The 19,616-nt window shown below is 64.5% G+C and carries 17 protein-coding genes; 11 read left to right on the top strand and 6 right to left on the bottom strand.

The annotated features are described in order from the left end of the window. Position 1: 1 nt before the first annotated feature. Genes EN874_RS00480 through EN874_RS00470 form a run of 3 tightly spaced genes read left to right on the top strand, consistent with a single transcriptional unit; the run spans position 2 to position 3,434 of the window. Positions 2-949, top strand: coding sequence for an ABC transporter permease (locus EN874_RS00480; protein WP_127428318.1), 948 nt, complete (start codon positions 2-4; stop codon positions 947-949). Then, a complete protein-coding gene (locus EN874_RS00475) occupies positions 946-1,815 on the top strand; it encodes an ABC transporter permease (RefSeq protein ID WP_127428317.1) in 870 nt (289 codons plus the stop codon). The genes EN874_RS00480 and EN874_RS00475 overlap by 4 nt, the downstream gene beginning before the upstream one ends. Continuing rightward, entirely contained in the window at positions 1,812-3,434 is a 1,623-nt protein-coding gene (locus tag EN874_RS00470) for a dipeptide ABC transporter ATP-binding protein (RefSeq protein WP_127428316.1), read from the top strand. The genes EN874_RS00475 and EN874_RS00470 overlap by 4 nt, the downstream gene beginning before the upstream one ends. A 12-nt stretch (positions 3,435-3,446) precedes the next feature. Here EN874_RS00470 and EN874_RS00465 read toward each other — a convergent pair whose 3' ends face one another. Beyond that, complete coding sequence (locus tag EN874_RS00465) at positions 3,447-3,878, bottom strand: TerB family tellurite resistance protein (RefSeq protein ID WP_126088709.1); 432 nt, start codon at positions 3,876-3,878, stop codon at positions 3,447-3,449. Positions 3,879-4,087: 209 nt separating this feature from the next. Here EN874_RS00465 and EN874_RS00460 point away from each other — a divergent pair, with 209 nt between their 5' ends. The 4 genes from EN874_RS00460 (at position 4,088) to EN874_RS00445 (ending at position 6,518) form a co-directional block, all read left to right on the top strand. Then, positions 4,088-4,873, top strand: a complete 786-nt coding sequence (locus EN874_RS00460; protein WP_127428366.1) for a TSUP family transporter — start codon at positions 4,088-4,090, stop codon at positions 4,871-4,873. 52 nt (positions 4,874-4,925) lie between these two features. Next, complete coding sequence (locus EN874_RS00455) at positions 4,926-5,096, top strand: hypothetical protein (RefSeq protein WP_126088708.1); 171 nt, start codon at positions 4,926-4,928, stop codon at positions 5,094-5,096. An 84-nt stretch (positions 5,097-5,180) separates the two neighbouring features. Then, positions 5,181-6,014: a helix-turn-helix transcriptional regulator gene (locus EN874_RS00450; protein WP_127428365.1), complete on the top strand. Its 834-nt coding sequence runs from the start codon at positions 5,181-5,183 to the stop codon at positions 6,012-6,014. Positions 6,015-6,098: 84 nt separating this feature from the next. Continuing rightward, complete coding sequence (locus EN874_RS00445) at positions 6,099-6,518, top strand: VOC family protein (RefSeq protein WP_127428315.1); 420 nt, start codon at positions 6,099-6,101, stop codon at positions 6,516-6,518. Positions 6,519-6,670: 152 nt separating this feature from the next. On the opposite strand, the gene EN874_RS00440 is transcribed toward EN874_RS00445, so the two are convergent. Together EN874_RS00440 and EN874_RS00435 are read right to left on the bottom strand one after the other, a co-directional pair. After that, complete coding sequence (locus tag EN874_RS00440; RefSeq protein WP_127428314.1) at positions 6,671-8,146, bottom strand: cobyric acid synthase; 1,476 nt, start codon at positions 8,144-8,146, stop codon at positions 6,671-6,673. Beyond that, on the bottom strand, positions 8,146-8,751 hold the full coding sequence (locus EN874_RS00435) for a dimethylsulfonioproprionate lyase family protein (RefSeq protein ID WP_127428313.1): 606 nt from the start codon (positions 8,749-8,751) through the stop codon (positions 8,146-8,148). The genes EN874_RS00440 and EN874_RS00435 overlap by 1 nt, the downstream gene beginning before the upstream one ends. A 138-nt stretch (positions 8,752-8,889) precedes the next feature. Here EN874_RS00435 and EN874_RS00430 point away from each other — a divergent pair, with 138 nt between their 5' ends. Together EN874_RS00430 and mmsB are read left to right on the top strand one after the other, a co-directional pair. Next, positions 8,890-10,065, top strand: a complete 1,176-nt coding sequence (locus tag EN874_RS00430; protein ID WP_127428312.1) for an isobutyryl-CoA dehydrogenase — start codon at positions 8,890-8,892, stop codon at positions 10,063-10,065. A 69-nt stretch (positions 10,066-10,134) separates the two neighbouring features. After that, positions 10,135-11,019, top strand: coding sequence for a 3-hydroxyisobutyrate dehydrogenase (mmsB, locus tag EN874_RS00425; RefSeq protein ID WP_127428311.1), 885 nt, complete (start codon positions 10,135-10,137; stop codon positions 11,017-11,019). Positions 11,020-11,349: 330 nt separating this feature from the next. Here mmsB and EN874_RS00415 read toward each other — a convergent pair whose 3' ends face one another. Genes EN874_RS00415 through EN874_RS00405 form a run of 3 tightly spaced genes read right to left on the bottom strand, consistent with a single transcriptional unit; the run spans position 11,350 to position 15,063 of the window. Next, positions 11,350-12,729 carry an aspartate aminotransferase family protein gene (locus EN874_RS00415; protein WP_127428309.1) on the bottom strand — a complete coding sequence of 460 codons (1,380 nt, stop codon included), beginning with the start codon at positions 12,727-12,729 and terminating at the stop codon, positions 11,350-11,352. A gap of 51 nt (positions 12,730-12,780) precedes the next feature. Next, complete coding sequence (locus tag EN874_RS00410) at positions 12,781-12,903, bottom strand: capsid protein (RefSeq protein ID WP_066999731.1); 123 nt, start codon at positions 12,901-12,903, stop codon at positions 12,781-12,783. 51 nt (positions 12,904-12,954) lie between these two features. After that, positions 12,955-15,063 (bottom strand): prolyl oligopeptidase family protein, encoded by a 2,109-nt coding sequence (locus tag EN874_RS00405; protein ID WP_127428308.1) that lies wholly within the window; start codon positions 15,061-15,063, stop codon positions 12,955-12,957. Positions 15,064-15,282: 219 nt separating this feature from the next. Here EN874_RS00405 and EN874_RS00400 point away from each other — a divergent pair, with 219 nt between their 5' ends. Then, positions 15,283-16,860, top strand: a complete 1,578-nt coding sequence (locus EN874_RS00400) for a trimethylamine methyltransferase family protein (RefSeq protein ID WP_127428307.1) — start codon at positions 15,283-15,285, stop codon at positions 16,858-16,860. A 181-nt stretch (positions 16,861-17,041) separates the two neighbouring features. Continuing rightward, positions 17,042-19,612: an FAD-dependent oxidoreductase gene (locus EN874_RS00395; RefSeq protein WP_127428306.1), complete on the top strand. Its 2,571-nt coding sequence runs from the start codon at positions 17,042-17,044 to the stop codon at positions 19,610-19,612. Positions 19,613-19,616 lie beyond the last annotated feature (4 nt).

Below are 19,616 nucleotides of genomic sequence, written 5' to 3'. Positions count from 1 at the left end.
CATGACCGCCTATCTCCTCAAGCGCTTCATCATTGCGGCCATCACGCTCGTGCTGGCCTCGATGGTGGTGTTTGCGGTGATGGAGATCCTGCCCGGCGACCCGGCGCGCCTGATGCTCGGCTTCAACGCCAGCGCCGACCAGGTCGAGCTCCTGCGCGACCAGATGGGGCTGAACGCGCCGCTTGCCCTGCGCTACCTGCATTGGGCTGGCGGGCTGCTCAGTCTCGATTTCGGCCGCTCCTACACTTACTCGGTTCCCGTCATCGATCTCGTGCGTGAGCGCGTCGTGGTTTCCCTGCCGCTGGCGCTTATCGCGCTGGCGCTGTCGACGGCAATCGCCATTCCGGTCGGCCTTTTCTCCGCCAGCCGGCAAGGCCGTGCCGGCGACGCGCTTGCCATGGGCGCCGCCCAGCTCGGCGTCGCCGTGCCGAACTTCTGGTTCGCGCTGATGCTGATCTACCTCTTCGCCGTCTGGCTGCGGCTGGTGCCGGCCGGCGGATTTCCCGGCTGGGGAGCCGGAGCCTGGCCGGCGGTGAAGTCGCTGCTGCTGCCGGCCGTCGCGCTGGCGCTGCCGCAAGCGGCAATCCTGGCGCGCGTCGCCCGCTCGGCGCTGATCGAGGTGCTCAACGAGGATTATATCCGCACCGCCCGCGCCAAGGGCCTGCCCTACCGCGCCGTGCTCTGGCGTCATGCATTGCGCAACGCCATGATCCCAGTGCTGACCATCCTCGGCCTGCAATTCGCCTTCCTGCTTGCCGGCACCATCATCATCGAGAATGTCTTCTACCTGCCCGGCCTCGGCCGGCTGGTGTTCCAGGCCATCACTCAGCGCGACCTGATCGTCGTCGAAAGCGTCGTGATGCTCCTGGTCGCCGCCGTGATCGCCGTCAATCTGCTTGTCGACTTCTCCTATGCGGTCGTCGATCCGCGACTGAGGGGCCGGCAATGACAATGCGCATCGACCTGCCCGAGGAAACGCTTGCCGGGGTTCTGGCCAAGGCCTTCGGCAACCGCTCGTTCCTGATCGGCTTCGCCATCACGCTGCTGGTGGCTGCGGTCGCGCTGCTCTCCTTTGTTTGGACGCCCTACGACGTCACCAAGCTGGTGATCGCCGACAAGACACAGGCGCCCTCGTGGACGCATTGGTTCGGCACCGACCATTTCGGCCGCGACATCCTGTCGATGATCATGGTCGGCGCGCGCAACTCGATCGCCGTGGCGCTGGTCGCGGTCGGCATCGGCATGGGCATCGGCGTGCCGCTCGGCGCCTTGGCTGCGGCGCGCGGCGGCATGGCCGACGAGGCGCTGATGCGCGTCAACGATCTCGTCTTCGCCTTTCCGGCGCTGCTTTCGGCGATCATGATCACCGCCATCTTCGGCCCGGGCGCCATCAACGCCATCATCGCCATCGGCATCTTCAACGTACCGGTCTTCGCGCGCGTTGCCCGCGCCGGCGCTTTAGCGATCTGGCCGCGCGAATTCATCCTTGCCGCGCGCGCCGCCGGCAAGGGCATGACCGAGATCACCATCGAGCACATCCTGCCTAACATCGCCACGCTGCTGCTCGTGCAGGGCACGATCCAGTTCGCGCTTGGCATCCTCGCCGAGGCCGGACTTTCCTATGTGGGCCTCGGCGCGCAGCCGCCTATGCCGAGCTGGGGCCGCATGCTGTTCGACGCCCAGACGCGCATGGTGACGGCGCCCTGGATGGCGATCTTTCCCGGCATGGCGATCGTCGTCACCGTGCTCGGGCTCAACCTGCTCGGCGACGGCATCGCCGACATCCTCGATCCGAAATCGCGGCGGCAGCGATGAGCCTGCTCGAGATCGAGAACCTGTCGCTCGCGATTGGCAACACGCCGATCCTCAAAGACGTCGACCTCGCGATCGCACCCGGCGAGGTGGTCGGCCTGGTCGGCGAATCCGGCTCCGGCAAGTCGATGACGGCGCTGACCGTGATGCGGCTGCTGCCGCATCTGGCGCGCGCCGATGGGCGCGTCGCCTTTGACGGCATCGACATCCTCGGCGCGAGCGAAGATCAGATGTGCGCGATGCGCGGCGACGACATCGGCATGGTTTTCCAGGAGCCGATGACGGCGCTCAATCCGGTCAAGACGATTGGCGAGCAGGTGGCCGAAGGCATTCGCTGGCACACCAAGGCTGGCCGCGCCGAGGCCGAGGAGCGCGCGCGAAAAATGCTCGACCGCGTCGGCCTGCCGGAAGCGAGATTCCCGCTGTCGCGCTACCCGCACGAACTGTCCGGCGGCCAGCGCCAACGGGTCGTCATCGCCATCGCTTGCGCGCTGAAGCCGAAGCTCCTGATCGCCGACGAGCCGACGACGGCGCTCGACGTGGTTCTGCAGGCGCAGATCCTCGACCTGCTGCGCGATCTCGTCAGCGAGAACCGCATGGGCCTGCTGCTCATCTCGCACGACCTCGCGGTGGTGACCGAAATGGCCGATCGCCTGACCATCCTGCGCCGTGGCGAGGTGATGGAGGCCGGCGACACCGCACGCACGCTGTCGGAGCAGTCGCATCCCTACACGCGTGAGCTGGCGCTGGCTTCCATGCATGTGCCAGCCCGGCCAAAGACGCACCTTGCCGGCTCGGCAAAACCCTTGCTCGAGGTCGAAAGCGTCAGCCGGGACTATCCCGGCCGGCGCAAATCCTTGTTCAGACCGGCAGACCCGATCCGCGCCGTCGACGACGTCTCGCTGACCATCGAGCCGGCCCAGTCGGTGGCCCTCGTCGGCCGTTCCGGCTGCGGCAAGTCCACCCTTGCCCGGATGATCCTGGCGCTGGACAAGCCGACAGCCGGCGCGATCCGGTTTCGCGGCGAGACCATCACCGGCAAGGCGGAGACTGAGCTCAAGCCGGCCCGGCGTGACATGCAGGTGGTATTCCAGGACCCCTACGGCTCCTTCGACCCGCGCCAGAGGGTCGAGAGCCTGGTGGCCGAGCCGCTGCATCTTCTGGAGAAGCGACCGGCCAGGATCGAGCGCCGCGAGATGGTCGCGCATGCGCTCGACGAAGTCGGGCTCGGCCCGCGCGACATGGACAAATACCCGCATGAATTCTCCGGCGGCCAGCGCCAGCGCCTGTCGATCGCCCGCGCCATCATCACCCGCCCGAAGCTGGTCGTGGCCGACGAGCCGGTCTCGGCGCTGGATGTCTCGATCCGCGCCCAGATCCTCGACCTCTTCGCCGAGCTCAATCAGAAACTCGGCATAGCCTACCTCTTCATCACGCACGACCTGACCGTTGCCCGCGCCATGTCCGACGAGGTGCTGGTCATGCATGAAGGCAAGATCGTCGAGCGAGGCAGGACGGCCGAGGTGCTCGATCATCCGCGCTCGGAGGCCGCAAAGGCGCTGGTCGCGGCTGCGCCCGACCTTCACCGCGCGATCGCGCGGCGCATGCAGGAACAGGGGTGAGCGGCGCGCCTTTCAACTCTCCGGCTTGACGACATCGACGGGGCTGATGTCGAGCAGGTCGAGCGTGCGGCGCAGCAGCTTCACTTCGCTCTCGGCCAGCTTTGAATCTGCCTTGGCAATCTCCGCCATATGGCGCGCAAGCAGCTTGCGCCGCTCGACATCGAGATCGCGAAACAGTGCGATCGCCTGCGAGCCGTTGGTCTCGTAGCCGTAGTCGTTGAGATATTCGATGACGCTGTCGATCGAAGCTTCGGGAATGCCGAAGGCTTCCTTGCAGATGCGCCGGAAGGCGACCATCTCGCTCTCCGAGACCGAGCCGTCGGCCAGGATCATGCGAAACAGCATCAAAAGCTCTGCCGACAGCACCGGATCGTCCGCCACCTTGCGGACGCCCGGGTCACCGTCGAAGATCGAGCGTATCTGGTCGAGCAGCGCCATCGCCAAAAGCCTCCCCTTGCGATTCCGGTCTGATTGTTAGAGCAATTCCAGGAAAAGTGCGAAACGGTTTTCCGTTCAAATTTGCATCAAAACGAAGGATAGAGCGGTTCTGAGTTTCCGTGAAACGGTGAACCGATCCAGCGCGGAATCGATCTTGCGCAAACTGGGCGGGCATGATGGAAGCAGCCGTCCCCCTCGCCTTGATCCACAGCCCGATGATCGACCTTACCCTGCAGACTGCCCTGATGCTCACTGCTGCCGCCTTCGCGGCCGGCTTCGTCGATTCGATCGCCGGCGGCGGCGGCCTGATCACCATCCCGGCGCTGCTCCTGGCGGGCTTCTCGCCGGTCGCAGCGCTCGGCACCAACAAGCTGCAGGGCATGTTCGGCTCCGGCTCGGCCACGATCCACTATGCCGCGAACGGCCAGGTCGACTTGCATCGACAGCTGCCTTCCGCGCTGCTGGCGCTCGTCGGCGGCGCCATCGGCGCGCTGCTGGCGACGGTCGTGCCCGGCGATTTCCTGCGCGCCCTCTTGCCGGTTCTCCTGATCGCGATCGCTCTCTATTTCGCGTTCAAGCCCAACATGAACGACGTCGACCGCGCAGAACGCCTGTCTCCGCTTGTGTTCGGGCTCACGGTCGTGCCTGCCGTCGGCCTGTACGATGGTCTGTTCGGCCCAGGCACGGGCTCATTCCTTATGCTCGCCTTCGTTGCGCTCGCCGGCTACGGCGTGCTGAAGGCGACGGCGCACACCAAGCTGCTCAACTTCGCCTCCAACATCGGCGGCTTCGTCGTCTTCGCCGCCGTCGGCGTCATCGACTGGAAGATCGGTCTGGTGATGGGCGTGGCGCAATTCCTCGGTGCCCGCATAGGCGCGAGCCTTGCCATCCGGGTTGGCGCCCGGCTCATCAAACCGCTGCTGGTCGTCGTGTGCGTGGCGCTGGCGGTCAAGCTCCTGGCCGATCCGGCCAATCCCCTGCGCCAGCTAATTGGTGTGTGACGCCCCTGCTGGTAGAATTCGGGTGTTGCGAATCATGTTGGAGGGACCAGACATGAATCTCAGTGCACCCACCCAGGTCGTGTTCATTATCTCGTTGGTCATCGCCATCATCGGCCTTCTTGCCGCTCTTGGCCTTCTTGCGTTCATTCCTCTTGCGTCGGTGTGGATCATGCTCATCGCCTATATCGTGCTTGCCGCCGGTTGCCTTATGCGCGGCGCATAAAGACTCGCAGATCTCTTGCAACTCGAAGCGCCCGGCCCTGCCGGGCGCTTTTGATTTGGGAGCATGGTCTGCTACATTTTGGCGATGTCCGACGAGACTGAGCGCCATCGACAGGACAATCGGTCTCCCGCCCTCCGTTTCGAGACGGTCCGGCGCCAGCCTGCGGCTGCGCTTGCGGGCATCGTCACCGATATCTGCGGCTATCGCGAGATTTGCCCCGGCCATTTCCGTGTCGTCGAATATGCCTCCCTGACCGTGCCGCTGGTGATTAGCTTCGCCGATGCCTTCGCCATCGGGCTTGGCCGCGACCCGGGCGACAACGACCGCTTCGCCAGCTTTGCAGCCGGCCTCTACGCCGGTCCTGTCGTGATCGAATCCTTCGGCGGCTCCTGCTGCGTTCAGGTCAATTTCACGCCGCTCGGCGCCAGACAATTCTTCGGCCTGCCGATGAGCGAGCTGCGGCATCGCATGGTTGGGCTCGACGATGCGCTGGGCTTCGAGGGCATTGCATTGCGAGAACGGCTTGGCGAAGCATCGGATTGGGAGACGCGCTTTGCCATTGCCGAGGGCTTCATCGCCAATCGGCTTGCCGAGGCGAATGCGCTTTCGCCCGAAATCGCCTGGGCCTACAGGACACTCGTCGCGTCGGGCGGCCGCACCCGCATTTCGGCGCTTGCCGGAGAGATAGGCTGGAGCCGCAAGCATCTCGCGGCAAAATTTTCCGACGCGATCGGCATCGGGCCGAAGACACTGTCCCGCATCGTGCGCTTCAACCGCGCGCTTTCGCTATCGAAGCAGCAAGAGGACGACTGGGCCGGCATCGCCGCCGACTGCGGCTATGCCGACCAGGCGCATCTGGTGCGCGAATTCCGCCAGCTCGCCGGCGAAACGCCGACCGCGCTCGCCGCGCTGATGTAGACCTCAGGCGAGGTAACATTTCTTCAAGACGCCGGACCGTTTTTGCCCGAGGCTGACTTCCATCAAATCACCAGGGAGTTTGTCATGCCCACGGCAACGGAAGCACCGCGTATTTATCCCGCATTGCGCTATAGGAACGCCGCCAGGATGATCGACTGGCTATGCGCTGCCTTCAGCTTCGAGGTGCGTGCCCGCTATGGCGAAGGCGATATCGTCCATCACGCCGAACTCACCTTCGGTTCCTCGATGATCATGCTGGGCACCGCACGCGATGACGACTACGGCAAGATGGTCGGCGAGCCGGGCGGTGGTGGCGGCAAGTCGATCTACATCGCCGTCGACGATGCCGACGCTGCCTATGCGCGTGCCAGGAAGGCGGGCGCTACAATCGTCCAGGAAATGGTCGACCGCGATTACGGTAGCCGCGAGTTCATCTGCCGCGACCCGGAAGGCAACGTCTGGTCCTTCGGCACCTACTGGCCGAAGGCGAGCGAGAAGGCGTAGTTTCTATCGGCGCCGGCATTTGCGGCTGGCGAAAACGCCTGAACTTCGTCATCCACGGGCGGAGCGGGAGCGAAGCGGACGCGAAGACCCGAGGATGACGATGCGACGGAAGCTTTCGCTAATGGCAAGCGTATGCGCATCGACGGGAGGACCTACCTCGCCAGCGCGAAAATCGCATCGCAGTCGAGATGCCTCTCCAGCTCGGCGGCGACCTCGTCCAGCGCCTTCTCGACGTCGGCGCGATAGTCGACGCCGCCGCCGCTGACGCCCAGGCTCTCAAGATACGCGGCGCGGAAGGCATCCGCCGAAAACAGCCCGTGCAGATAGGTGCCGATCACCTTGCCGTCGACCGACACCGCGCCATCCTCGACGCCGTTGATGATCGCCGACGGTCGCGCCGTATCCGGACCGGTGGTGCGGCCGAGATGTATCTCATAACCCTCGAGCGGCAGGCCGAACTGCACCGAACGGGCGCTTGAATTGCGCACCGTCTTTTCCGGCTCCATCACCGTTTCGATGTCGAGCAGGCCGAGGCCTTCCGCTTCGGTGACGCGACCTTCGATGCCGTCGGGGTCACGCACCATGCGACCCAGCATCTGATAGCCGCCGCAGATGCCGACGACATGGCCGCCGCGCTTGCGGTGGGCCACGAGGTCGCGATCCCAGCCGTTCTCGCGGAATTTCATCAGATCGCCGATGGTCGATTTTGAGCCCGGGATGATCACCAGCCCGGCATCCTCGGGCAGTTTCTTGCCCGGTGGCACGAACACCACCTCGACCTGGGGCTCGGCCTTGAGCGGGTCGAGGTCGTCGAAATTGGCGATGCGGGCCAGCATCGGCACCGCCACCTTCAGCGCCCGCTTCTCGCCGGAGGCGAGACGCTCGAGCACGACCGAATCCTCGGACGGCAACCGGGCGGCCGCCTTCAGCCACGGCACGACGCCGAAGCAGCGCCAGCCGGTGAATTTCTCGATCGCGCTTATGCCATCGTCGAACAGCGAGACATCGCCGCGGAACTTGTTGATGAGATAGCCGGCGATCATGCGCCGGTCTTCCTCCGGCAGGATCAGATGGGTGCCGGCGACCGAGGCGATGACGCCGCCGCGATCGATGTCGCCGACGAGCACCACCGGCACGTTAACGTGCGTCGCAAAGCCCATATTGGCGATGTCGCGGCTGCGGAGATTGATCTCGGCCGGCGAGCCGGCGCCTTCGACAATCACGAGGTCGGCGCCCTCCCCGACCTTCGCCCAGGAATCGAGCACCGCGTCCATCAACCTGGCCTTCATCGCCTGGTAGTCGCGCGCCCGCGCCTCGCCGAACACCTTGCCCTGCACCACCACCTGCGAGCCGATATCGCTCTGCGGCTTGAGCAGCACCGGGTTCATGTGCACGGTCGGCCTGACCCCGCAGGCCAGCGCCTGCAGCCATTGCCCGCGGCCGATCTCACCGCCGCCCGCTCTGTTGTCGCCGGGAATATCGGCGACGGCCGCGTTGTTCGACATGTTCTGCGGCTTGAACGGCCTGACCTTCAACCCGCGTTTTCTCGCCACCCGGCACAGCCCCGCCACCAGCACGGTCTTGCCGACGTCCGAGCCGGTTCCCTGCAGCATGATCGCCTTGGCCATCAGTTCCTGCCCTCCGAGCCGATGGTCGATTTCTGCGCCAGCGGTCCGCCGCGCCAGATATAGAGCGCCATCAACGGTTCCTTGCCCGTGCGCATGGCGTGACTGACGTTGGACGCGTGGTGGATAACCTCTCCGGCTTCGCGAACGTGAAAGCCGCCTTCGCCCATACGCCACTCCGTGCCGCCGGTCAGCGGAACATAGATCTCCTCGGCGATGTGATGATGGTCTGGGTAGACGATGTCAGGCCCCAGGATCAGCAGGCCGGCCGCGACATCGTCATTGACGAAATGCCCGCGCGTGCCGAACACCTCCAGCCAGCCGTAATTGTCGATAAAGGCCCGGTCAAAGTCGGACGCCGTATAGGTCTGCCCCCAGCGCAGCTCATCCCGGTAGTCGGCCACGAATCGCGCCAGCGGCCTGACGTCTTGCGGCGCAAGTTCGGCGATGCGGTCGAGATGGCGGAGACAATCAAGCCAACTCGGATCGAGCGAACGGACCGGCATATCCCAGTCGATGCGAGCGACCGCGTCCGAAACCAGGTCGCTGTCGACGCCTGCGAGACAGCCATGGAAGCGGTCCAGCAACTGATCGAAAACTGTCGACACGCAAGGCTCCGTTGATCAATCCATGCACAGCCGGTCCGCGGAGGCCCGGGTTGCGCGGCGGCATCATTGGTCTAGATTGATCATTGCGCAAAGCCAAAAACGACAGGCCACAAGGCCTGAAACGACAGGGAGCACGCCATGGACGCGGCAGTCGATGCGGGCACTGGCCAATTCGAACTCACCGAGGAACAGCGCGCCATACAGGAGATGGCGGAGGCTTTCGCGGCCGACCGTGTGGCGCCGAACGCGCTCGACTGGGACCGGGCCAAGCACTTCCCCGCCGATGTGATCCGCGAGACCGGGCCGCTCGGGCTCGGCGGTATCTATGTCAAGGACGATGTCGGCGGTTCGGCTCTCGGCCGCCTCGATGCGGTGCTGATCTTCGAGGCGCTCGCCCGCGCCGACCCGGCCTTCTCCTCCTTCATCTCGATTCACAACATGGCGGCCTCGATGATCGACCGCTTCGGCAGCGACGAGCAGCGCCAGCGCTTCCTGCCGAAGCTGACCTCGATGGATTGGCTGGCGAGCTATTGCCTGACCGAGCCAGGCTCAGGCTCGGATGCCGCGGCGCTGAAGACGCGGGCGGTGAAGACGGGCGACGACTATGTCTTGAACGGCGCGAAGCAGTTCATCTCCGGCGCCGGCGACAGCGATCTCTATGTCGTGATGGCGCGCACCGGTGGCGACGGACCGAAGGGCATCTCGACCCTCGTCGTGCCCAAGGATGCGCCCGGCCTTTCCTTCGGCGCCAACGAACACAAGATGGGCTGGCACATGCAGTCGACCCGCCAGGTGATCTTCGAGGATTGCAAGGTGCCGGCCGAGAACCTGCTTGCGACCGAAGGCGCAGGCTTCGGCATCGCCATGGCCGGGCTCGACGGCGGCCGGCTCAACATTGCCGCCTGCTCGCTGGGCGGCGCGCAGTCGGCGCTCGACAAGGCGCTCGCCTATACCGCCGAGCGCAAGGCCTTCGGCTCCAAGATCAACCAGTTCCAGGCGCTGCAGTTCAGGTTGGCCGACATGGAGACCGAGCTGCAGGCGGCCCGCATCTTCCTCTACGCCGCCGCCTCGAAGCTCGACCGCAACGCGGCGGATGCCAGCAAATGGTCGGCGATGGCCAAGCGCTTCGTTACCGATGTCGGCTTCGAGGTCGCCAACGAGGCGCTGCAGCTGCATGGCGGCTATGGCTATCTGCACGACTACGGCATCGAGAAGCTGGTGCGGGACCTTCGCGTCCACCAGATCCTCGAAGGCACCAACGAGATCATGCGCGTCATTATCGCCCGCACGCTGATTGGGCGAGGGGAAAAGTAGTGAGTACTGACTACTGACTACTGACTACTGACCATTCACCATTCACCACCAACCGCACGGAGCGCCGCTATGACCACTATCGCCTTCATCGGCCTCGGCAATATGGGCAACCCGATGGCCGCCAACCTGGTCAAAGCAGGCCATGCTGTGCTGGGATTCGATCTCGTTCCCGAGAACCTGACTATTGCGAAAGAACACGGCGTTACCGTAATGGCCAATGCCGTCGCCGCCGTAAAAGACGCCGATGTGGTGATCACCATGCTGCCTGCCGGCAAGCATGTGCTGTCGGTCTATGAGGACATCGCGCCCAAGGCGAAGAAAGGCGCGCTGCTCATCGACTCGTCGACCATCGATGTCGAATCGGCGCGCAAGGCGCACGCCATTGCCGCCAGGCACGGTCTGCCCTCGATCGACGCGCCGGTTTCCGGCGGCACGGGCGGCGCCGCGGCAGGCACGCTCACCTTCATGGCCGGCGGCTCGGACGCGGCCTTTGCTGCCGCCGAGACGATCCTGAAGCCGATGGCCGGCCGCATCGTCCACTGCGGCGGCGACGGCGCCGGCCAGGCCGCCAAGATCTGCAACAACATGATCCTCGGCATCTCGATGATCGGCGTCTCCGAAGCCTTCGTGCTGGCCGAAAAGCTCGGCCTGTCGCATCAGGCGCTGTTCGACGTCGCCTCCACCTCCTCCGGCCAGTGCTGGTCGCTCACCGCCTACTGCCCGGTGCCAGGCCCTGTTCCGGCATCGCCCGCCAACCGCGACTATAATCCGGGTTTTGCCGCGGCGCTGATGCTGAAGGACCTGAAGCTGTCGCAGGAAGCCGCGCAAAGTGCCGGCGCGGTCACGCCTCTGGGCGCGGAAGCGACGCAGCTCTACGCGCTGTTCAACGCGCAGGGGAACGCCGGCGTCGATTTTTCCGGCATCATTAATTTCTTGCGCGGCGATAAAAACTAAACGCCTGCTTTCAAAGGGTTATTAGCGGATTTTTTCGACGCAAAGCCGGCAAATTTAGATTTGCTTAAGCTCTCGATAACCCACCGGTAACGATGTGCCTTTAAAACGGACTGCGAGGCGGACATCGCAACCGCCCGGCGCTCCGGATCAGGTCTCGCGTACCGGAGCCCGTAAGTTTCGCAAGTCTCTCGTAGCGAAGCGCCATGCGTATCTGGCAAAGCCGCGTTCCCTTTTGGGGCGCGGTTTTTGCGTTTCGGAATGGCTTCGCTGCACTCCGAATACTTCGAATCGCCGGGCGCCCCTCCCGCGAAGGGCGCCCGAGCGCGTTTCCTACCGCTTCCGCAGATCCGCCTCGGCGAGGTCGAGCGCCTTGGCGATGCGTTGGCAGGCCATGTCGATGGTGTCGCGCGTCCAGATCAGCGGCGGCGACAGGATCATCGTGTCGCCGGTGGCGCGCAGCATCATGCCTTGCGAGATCGCGTGGTCACGCACGACGACGGCAGCGCTGCCTGACGGCAGGTAGCGTTCCTTGGTCGCCTTGTCCTTGACGATCTCGATCGCGCCCATCAGGCCGATCGAGCGCACCTCGCCGACGAGCCTGTGACCGGCGATGCGCTCCTGCAGCGCCTGCGCGAAATAGGGACCGGTGTCGGTCCTGACGCGATCGACCAGGCCCTCCCGTTCGATGATCTCGAGGTTCTTCAATGCCACCGCACAGGCCACCGGATGACCCGAATAAGTGTAGCCGTGATAGAACTCGCCGCCTTTCTCGACCAGCGTCCTGCTGATGCGGTCACCGACCAGCAGCGCCGACAGCGGCTGGTAGCCGGAAGTCAGCGCCTTGGCGGTGGTGATGGTGTCCGGCTCGACGTCGAAGGTCTGCGCCGCGAACCATTCTCCGGTGCGGCCATAGCCGGTGATCACCTCGTCCAGCATCAACAGCACATCGTATTTGCGGCAGATGCGCTGCACTTCCGGCCAGTAGCTCATTGGCGGGATCTTCACCCCGCCCGCGCCCATCACCGGCTCGCCGATGAAGGCGGCGACCTTGTCGGCGCCCGCTTCAAGGATGGCGTCCTCGACCGCCTTGGCCGCGCGGATGCCGAAATCATGGTCGCTTTCGCCGGGCAAAGCGAGCTCATAGGCATAGGGCATCATCACATGGACGATGTTGGGCACCGCGCCGCCAAGCTGTTTGTGCATCTGCTCCATGCCGCCGAGCGAGGTGCCCGCGATGGTCGAGCCGTGGTAGCCCATCTTGCGCGAGATGATGCGGTTCTTCTCCGGCTTGCCTTCGAGCGCCCAGTAGTGGCGCACGAGCCGCAGCGCCGTGTCGTTGGCCTCGGAGCCTGACGAGCCGTAGAAGACCTGGCTGACATGCTTGGGCGCCAGTTCCGCCAGCTTCTTCGACAACAGCACCGGCGTCGGCGTCGAGCATTTGAAGAAGGAGTTGTAGTAAGGCAGTTCCTTCATCTGCGCATAAGCGGCGTCCGCCAGCTCGTCGCGGCCATAGCCGACATTGACGCACCAGAGGCCCGCCATGCCGTCGAGGATTTCCGTGCCGTCGGCATCATAGATGAACGGGCCATTGGCATGGGTGATGATGCGCGAGCCTGCTTCGCGCAGTTCCTTGTGGTCGGTGAAGGGATGAAGGTGATGCGCGGCATCGATCTGCTGAAGCTGCTTCAGCGAATAGTTCTGATAGGTCATGGATTTGATCTTTCCTCTTGAATCAATCCGGCAACGGCCGGGGCGGATTCGTCAGAGGAAACGGGGCGGCGAATAGCCGATGCGGGCGCAAAGCCGCAAAAGCTCGGCGCGCAGCGTGCGCGGTGACGGCGTCACCGCGACCCCGAAGGCGCCTGATGTGCTGATGCGGACCATGGCGGCACCTTAAGCCGCCAACGGCCACGAATTCAAGCTTCACCGCGCTTTTCAGTCGAGCATCGGGTTGTCCGATAGCCGGCTTCCACTTTCCGGTCCGATGCTCAGCGCCTGCTGCAGAAAGACATAGCGCATTGCCGTCTGCGCCGCCTGCGGCCGACGGTCGCCGCGCCCGCCATGGCCGCCTTCGGTCTCCTCGAAGAACAGCGTCTTGCCGCGACCAGCGCCCTGCAGCCGCGCCGCCATCTTGCGCGCATGTCCCGGATGGACACGGTCGTCGGCGGTCGAGGTCATCAGCAGCACCGGCGGATAGGCAACCCCCGCCGCGACATGCTGATAGGGCGAATAGGCGCCAAGCCATGCCGCGTCCTCCGGCTTCGAGGGATCGCCATATTCCGCGATCCAGGACGCGCCCGGCGGCAGTTCGGTGTAGCGCAGCATGTCGAGCAGCGGCACGTCGATGATGACGGCGCCGAACAGCTCCGGCCGCTGCGTCAGCGACACGCCGGTAAGCAGGCCGCCGTTCGAGCCTCCCTGGATGCCGAGCTGGGCAGCCGTCGTGATGCCGCGCTTGACCACATCCTCCGCCACCGCCGCGAAATCGTCGAAGGCCTTCTGGCGCTTGCCCTTGAGAGCCGCCTGGTGCCAGGCCGGGCCGAATTCGCCGCCGCCGCGGATGTTGGCCTGCACATAGGCGTTGCCTTTGTCCAGCCAAAGCCTGCCGCGGATGCCGGCATAGCCTGGCAAGAGCGGCACTTCGAAGCCGCCATAGCCATAGAGCAGCGCCGGCGCCGCCCCTTTCTGATCCCGCCGGCGGACGACGAAATAAGGGATCATCGTGCCGTCCTTCGAGCGCGCCTCGAACTGCTCGGAAACATAGGGCGAGGCATCGAAGCGCGCCGGCTGCGATTTCACCGTCTGCAGCGTCTCGCCATCATCGTCCGACCAGATGATCGAGCTCGGCGTCAGGAAGTCGGTGAAGGAGAAGGAGACGCTGGAGCCGAAATGGTCGGCATGGCTGATGCCGACATTGCCGTTGTCGGGCAGGCCGACCGGCTTCAGCGACCAATGATTCTCGGTTCGATCGCAAACGACGACCTTGCCGCGCACATTGTCCATCAGGTTGATGAACAGCCGGTCCTGTGTCCTGGCGAGGCCGGCGATGGAGACGCGGTGCGCCGGCTCGAGCACGGTTTCGAAAGGTCCGAACGTGCCGGTGTCGATCCAGCGGTCGAAATCCACCGAGTAGAGCCCATCGGGCAGGCAGCTTGTGCCGTCAGGGGCCGTCCACGAGCTCCGCACGCCGAAGACGAGCTGGCCCTTGAAGATCGCCGTGTCGGTGGCGTCGTCGGGCAGCGGGACGCGCCTGGTCTCGCCCGAGGCCAGCCGCAGGAAGCTGTGCGAAGTGAAGAAGTCGATTGTTCTGCCAAGCAGCACATGCCGCTTGTCGCCGTCGAACTCCACGCCGCCGCCGACCGCGAGATGCTGCTTCTCGCCCTCGAAGATCGGCGTTGCGTCTTCCAGTTTCGTGCCGCGCCGCCAGAGCTTGATCACGCGCGGATAGCCGGACTGGGTCTTGTCTTCTTCCTCGAACGCCGCCGAGACGATCACCGTGTCCTTGTCCAGCCAGGAAAAGCCCGACTTCGAGGCAGGAGCGCGAAAACCGTCCGCGACGAACGACTTCGTCGCGATGTCGAACTCGCGCATCTCGCTGGCGTCGCCGCCGTCCGGCGACATGTAGAGCAGGCAGCGGTCGAAATCCGGATAGAGCCGGCTCGCCCCGCCGAACACCCATTTGACGCCCTCCTTGGCGGAGAGCTGGTCGAAATCGATGATCGTTTCCCAGTCCGGCTTGTCGGTCTTGTAGGACGCGACCGGCGCCCGGCGCCAGAGGCCCAGCGCATTGGTCTTGTCCTGCCAGAAATTGTAGACGTGGCCGGCAAGCGCCGCCCCGACCGCGATATTGTCCTCGGCCGTCATCAGGTCGAGCGCGGTCTCGAATGCCGCCCGGTAGGAGGGATCGCCCTGCAATTCGGCCACCGTCACCGCATTCTGGCGATGAACCCAGTCGAGCGCTTCCTTGCCGTTGCGATCTTCCAGCCACAGGAAGGGGTCCTCGGCCGCCAACTCGGGTTGGGGTTTGGTCATTGTGCTGGTCATGCGGTTCTCCGGGATGTCGTCTGGCTGGCCCTGCCTACATCGCGTTCGCGGCACGAACATTCAAGAGCGCCGCCGCCCGAACCTGGTTGGCAGACCAGGGCCAGCCTGCTGCCGTTTCGTCATGTCGCTTCCCTCGCCCTAGTGGTCGCCGCCTCCTTACCGGCGAGATTGCCGCCGGTCCATTATGCCGGCCACTTTCGCATTCGCACGAGGCTTCTCATGACTGCCGCCCTTCATCCCGCCGAACCGGCATTGGCAACAGATCGCGCTCGCCGCGGCGGCCGTGCTGGAAAGCGCGCCGGCGGATCGGCTGCCTTCGAGCAGCCGCCTTTCCGGCAGTTGAAGAATCCACTGACGCCGACCCGACTTGTTTCCGACGACGAGCTGGAATCGATCCATCTCGCCTCGCTGCGGGTGCTGAAGGAGATCGGCGTCGACGTGCTGCACGAGGAAGCCCGCCGCATCATGAAGGCGCATGGCGCCGACGTCAGCGAAGGCAGCGAGCGCGTGCGCTTCGACAGCGATCTGATCCTCGAACTGATTTCGCACTGCCCCTCGGAATTCACGCTCCATGCCCGCAACCCGGCGCACAATCTGCGCTTCGGCGGCAACAACGTCATCCTGTCGATGATGGCCTCGGCGCCCAATTGCTCCGACCTCGATCGCGGCCGGCGGCCCGGCAACCAGGCTGACTATCGCAACTTCCTGCGTCTGGCCCAGATGCACAACATCCTGCAGTGCACCGGCGGCTATCCGGTCGAGCCGATCGACATCCATCCCTCGGTCCGGCACCTCGAATGCATCCGCGACCTTGCCACGCTGACCGACAAGGTCTTCCACATCTATTCGCTCGGCAAGGAGCGCAATGTCGATGGCATCGAGATCGCCCGCATCGCCCGCGGCGTCAGCCGCGAGCAGCTGATGCAGGAGCCGTCGGTCTTCACCATCATCAACACCAATTCGCCGCTCAAGCTCGACGTGCCGATGATGGAAGGCATTATCCAGATGGCGAGCATGGGCCAGGTCGTGATCGTGACCCCATTCACGCTCTCAGGCGCCATGGCCCCCGTCACCATCGCCGGCGCGCTGGTGCAGCAGAATGCCGAGGCGCTGTCCGGCATCGCCTTCGCGCAGATGGTGAAGAAGGGCGCGCCGGTCGGCTATGGCGGCTTCACCTCCAACGTCGACATGAAATCCGGCGCGCCGGCCTTCGGCACGCCTGAATACATGAAGGCGCAGCTCGTCGGCGGCCAGCTCGCCCGCCGCTATAACATCCCCTATCGCACCTCCAACACCTGCGCCGCCAACACTGTCGACGCGCAGGCCGCCTACGAGAGCGTGTTCTCGCTCTGGGGCGCCATCCAGGGCGGCGGCAATCTGATGATGCACGGGGCCGGCTGGCTGGAAGGCGGCCTGCGCTGCTCCTACGAAAAGACCATTCTCGACATCGACCTCCTGCAGATGGTGGCCGAGTTCCTCACCCCGCTCGACCTCTCCGAGGATGCGCTCGGCTTCAACGCCATACAGTCGGTCGGCCCGGGCGGCCATTTCTTCGGCACCCAGCACACGCAGGAACGCTACAAGACCGCCTTCTACTCGCCGATCGTTTCCGACTGGCGCAATTTCGAGACCTGGGCCGAAGCCGGCTCGCCGACGGCGCTGGAACGGACCAACAAGATCTGGAAAGAACGTCTTGCCGCCTACGAGGAGCCCTATATGGATCCGGCCATCCGCGAGGAGCTCAACGATTTCGTCGACAAGCGCCGCGCCGAAGGCGGCGCGCCGACGGATTTTTAGTCGTCAATATTGGTTTGATGCGTAGTCGACCCCTTCTCCGTCGAGCTTCGCTCGACACCTCTCTGCCGATCAACGGGGGAGAGGAAAGGCGCGAATCGATCCCAGCCGACACCTTTCCTCTCCCTCTGCAGGGAAGACCTCGCTCACTCAACTCAGCCCCTACAAAAACGGACCTATCTGTATGAAATCTCATGTGAAAGCGGTGGTCATCGGTGGCGGCGTCGTCGGCTGCTCGGTGCTCTATCATCTGGCCAAAGCCGGCTGGACCGACATCATGCTGATCGAGCGTTCGGAATTGACCTCCGGCTCGTCCTGGCACGCGGCGGGCGGCTTCCATACGCTGAACGGCGATCCGAACGTTGCCAAGCTGCAGGCTTATACCGTCCAGCTCTACAAGGAGATCGAGGAGCTTTCCGGCCAGTCCTGCTCGCTGCATCTGACCGGCGGCGTGATGATGGCCGATACGCCGGAGCGCATGGACTTCCTGCGCCTTGCCCACGCCAAGGGCCGCTATCTCGGCATGGACACCGAACTGATCACGCCCTCGGAAGCGAAGGCAATGTTCCCGCTGATGGACGAAAAGAATTTCGTCGGCGCCATGTGGGACCCGGTCGAAGGCCATCTTGATCCCTCAGGCACGACCATTGCCTATTCCAAGGCAGCGAAAAAACTCGGCGCCGAGATCGTGTTGCGCAACCGCGTCGTCGACCTGACGCAGCAGCCCGACGGCACCTGGAACGTCGTCACCGAGCAGGGCACGGTCCACGCCGAGCATGTCGTCAACTGCGGCGGCCTGTGGGCGCGCGAGATCGGCCGCATGGTCGGCGTCGAATTGCCGGTGTTGGCGATGGAGCATATGTACCTGCTCACCGAGCCGATGCCTGAGGTCGAGGAATTCAACAAGTCGACCGGCCGCGAGATGATCGGCGTGCTCGACTTCAAGGGCGAGATCTACACCCGGCAGGAGCGCAACGGCATCCTGCTCGGCACTTATGAAAAGGCCTGCAAGCCGTGGTCGCCCGTCAACACGCCGTGGGATTTCGGCCATGAACTGCTGCAGCCCGACATCGACCGCATCGCGCCGTCGCTGGAGATCGGCTTCAAGCATTTCCCCGGCATCGAGAAGGCCGGCATCAAACAGATCATCAACGGCCCCTTCACTTTCGCGCTCGACGGCAATCCGCTGGTTGGTCCGGTGCAGGGCCTGACCAATTTCTGGTGCGCCTGCGCCGTCATGGCCGGCTTCAGCCAGGGCGGCGGCGTCGGCCTCGCCCTGTCCAACTGGATGGTCCACGGCGATCCCGGCTTCGACGTCTGGGGCATGGATGTCGCCCGCTTCGGCGAATGGGCCACGCTGCGCTACACCAACGCCAAGGTCCGCGAGAACTACTCGCGCCGCTTCTCGATCCGCTTCCCGAACGAGGAACTGCCTGCCGCCCGGCCGGCGCAGACGACGCCGCTCTACGACACCATGCTCGCCAACAACGCCGTCATGGGCGACTCATGGGGCCTCGAAACCCCGCTCTGGTTCGCGCCCAAGGGCACCGAGCCGAAGGACATCGTCTCCTTCCATCGTTCGAACGATTTCGGCCCGATCGGCGAGGAAGTGCGCGCCACCCGCGAGAAGGTCGGCGTCACCGAGATCGCCAACTTCGCCAAATACGAGGTCTCCGGACCTGCGGCCGAGGATTTCCTCAACCGGCTGATGACCAACCGCATGCCGAAGACCGGCCGCATCGTGCTGACCCCGATGGTCAACGAATTCGGCAAGCTGATAGGCGACTTCACCATCGCCAAGACTGGCGAGGACCGCTTCATGATCTGGGGCTCGTCGGCGGCGCAGAAATATCACATGCGCTGGTTCGAGAAGCACCTGCCGACGGATGGCTCGGTGCGCATCCACCGCTTCGACCAGACACTGGTCGGCCTGTCGATCGCCGGGCCCAAGTCGCGCGACCTGCTGCAGAAGCTGGTCGATGTCGACGTCTCGACCAAGGCCTTCCGCTTCATGGATTTCCGGGAGATGGCGGTGGGCGGCGCTCCCTGCATGGTCAACCGCATCACCTATACCGGCGACTTAGGCTACGAGATCTGGATGGCGCCCGCCTATCAGCGCCTTGTCTATCACGCGATCAAGGAAGCTGGCGAGGAATTCGGCCTCGTCGATTTCGGCATGCGCGCGCTCTTGTCGATGCGCCTCGAAAAGAACTTCCCGACCTGGTTCCGCGAGTTGCGCCCGATCTACGGTCCGTTCGAAGGTTCGATGGACCGCTTCATCAAGCTGGAGAAGAACGACTTCATCGGCCGCGAAGCGTCAGCCAAGGAGCAAGCGCAAGGGCCGACGCTGCGGCGCGTCTCCTTCATCGTCGATGCGGCGGATGCCGATGTGATGGGCGATGAGCCGATCTGGGCCAAGGTCAGCAAGGACTACGGCACGGTGGAAAGGCCGCATGGCTACGGCGCGCCGCGCTTCGATGAGACCGGCAAGGAAGTGCGCGGCTCCAAGGCAGCCGAAGGCGCCTCGGCCGTGCGCGGCATTGTCGACGGCGAATGGCGCGTCGTCGGCTGGGTGACCTCGGGCGGCTATGCGCACTACGTGCAGAAATCGATGGCGCAGGGCTATGTGCCGGCGGCCCTCGCGGAAGACGAGAGCGCCGGCCTGTTCGAGGTCGAGATCCTCGGCCACCGCCGCCCGGCCCGCATCAATGTCGAGCCGCCTTTCGACCCGAGTGGCGAGAAGATGCGCACATAAGAGC

The sequence above is a fragment of the Mesorhizobium sp. M1D.F.Ca.ET.231.01.1.1 genome (assembly GCF_003999155.2).
Classification (GTDB): domain Bacteria; phylum Pseudomonadota; class Alphaproteobacteria; order Rhizobiales; family Rhizobiaceae; genus Mesorhizobium.
This window is presented reverse-complemented; position numbering and strand designations above follow the sequence as displayed.

Bases quoted from the DNA above. Each gene is read 5' to 3' on its own strand.
- EN874_RS00480 (WP_127428318.1), top strand. From the start codon at position 2: ATGACCGCCTATCTCCTCAAGCGCTTCATCATTGCGGCCATCACGCTC.
- EN874_RS00475 (WP_127428317.1), top strand. From the start codon at position 946: ATGACAATGCGCATCGACCTGCCCGAGGAAACGCTTGCCGGGGTTCTG.
- EN874_RS00470 (WP_127428316.1), top strand. From the start codon at position 1,812: ATGAGCCTGCTCGAGATCGAGAACCTGTCGCTCGCGATTGGCAACACG.
- EN874_RS00460 (WP_127428366.1), top strand. From the start codon at position 4,088: ATGATCGACCTTACCCTGCAGACTGCCCTGATGCTCACTGCTGCCGCC.
- EN874_RS00455 (WP_126088708.1), top strand. From the start codon at position 4,926: ATGAATCTCAGTGCACCCACCCAGGTCGTGTTCATTATCTCGTTGGTC.
- EN874_RS00450 (WP_127428365.1), top strand. From the start codon at position 5,181: ATGTCCGACGAGACTGAGCGCCATCGACAGGACAATCGGTCTCCCGCC.
- EN874_RS00445 (WP_127428315.1), top strand. From the start codon at position 6,099: ATGCCCACGGCAACGGAAGCACCGCGTATTTATCCCGCATTGCGCTAT.
- EN874_RS00440 (WP_127428314.1), bottom strand. From the start codon at position 8,146: ATGGCCAAGGCGATCATGCTGCAGGGAACCGGCTCGGACGTCGGCAAG.
- EN874_RS00430 (WP_127428312.1), top strand. From the start codon at position 8,890: ATGGACGCGGCAGTCGATGCGGGCACTGGCCAATTCGAACTCACCGAG.
- mmsB (WP_127428311.1), top strand. From the start codon at position 10,135: ATGACCACTATCGCCTTCATCGGCCTCGGCAATATGGGCAACCCGATG.
- EN874_RS00415 (WP_127428309.1), bottom strand. From the start codon at position 12,729: ATGACCTATCAGAACTATTCGCTGAAGCAGCTTCAGCAGATCGATGCC.
- EN874_RS00410 (WP_066999731.1), bottom strand. From the start codon at position 12,903: ATGGTCCGCATCAGCACATCAGGCGCCTTCGGGGTCGCGGTGACGCCG.
- EN874_RS00405 (WP_127428308.1), bottom strand. From the start codon at position 15,063: ATGACCAGCACAATGACCAAACCCCAACCCGAGTTGGCGGCCGAGGAC.
- EN874_RS00400 (WP_127428307.1), top strand. From the start codon at position 15,283: ATGACTGCCGCCCTTCATCCCGCCGAACCGGCATTGGCAACAGATCGC.
- EN874_RS00395 (WP_127428306.1), top strand. From the start codon at position 17,042: ATGAAATCTCATGTGAAAGCGGTGGTCATCGGTGGCGGCGTCGTCGGC.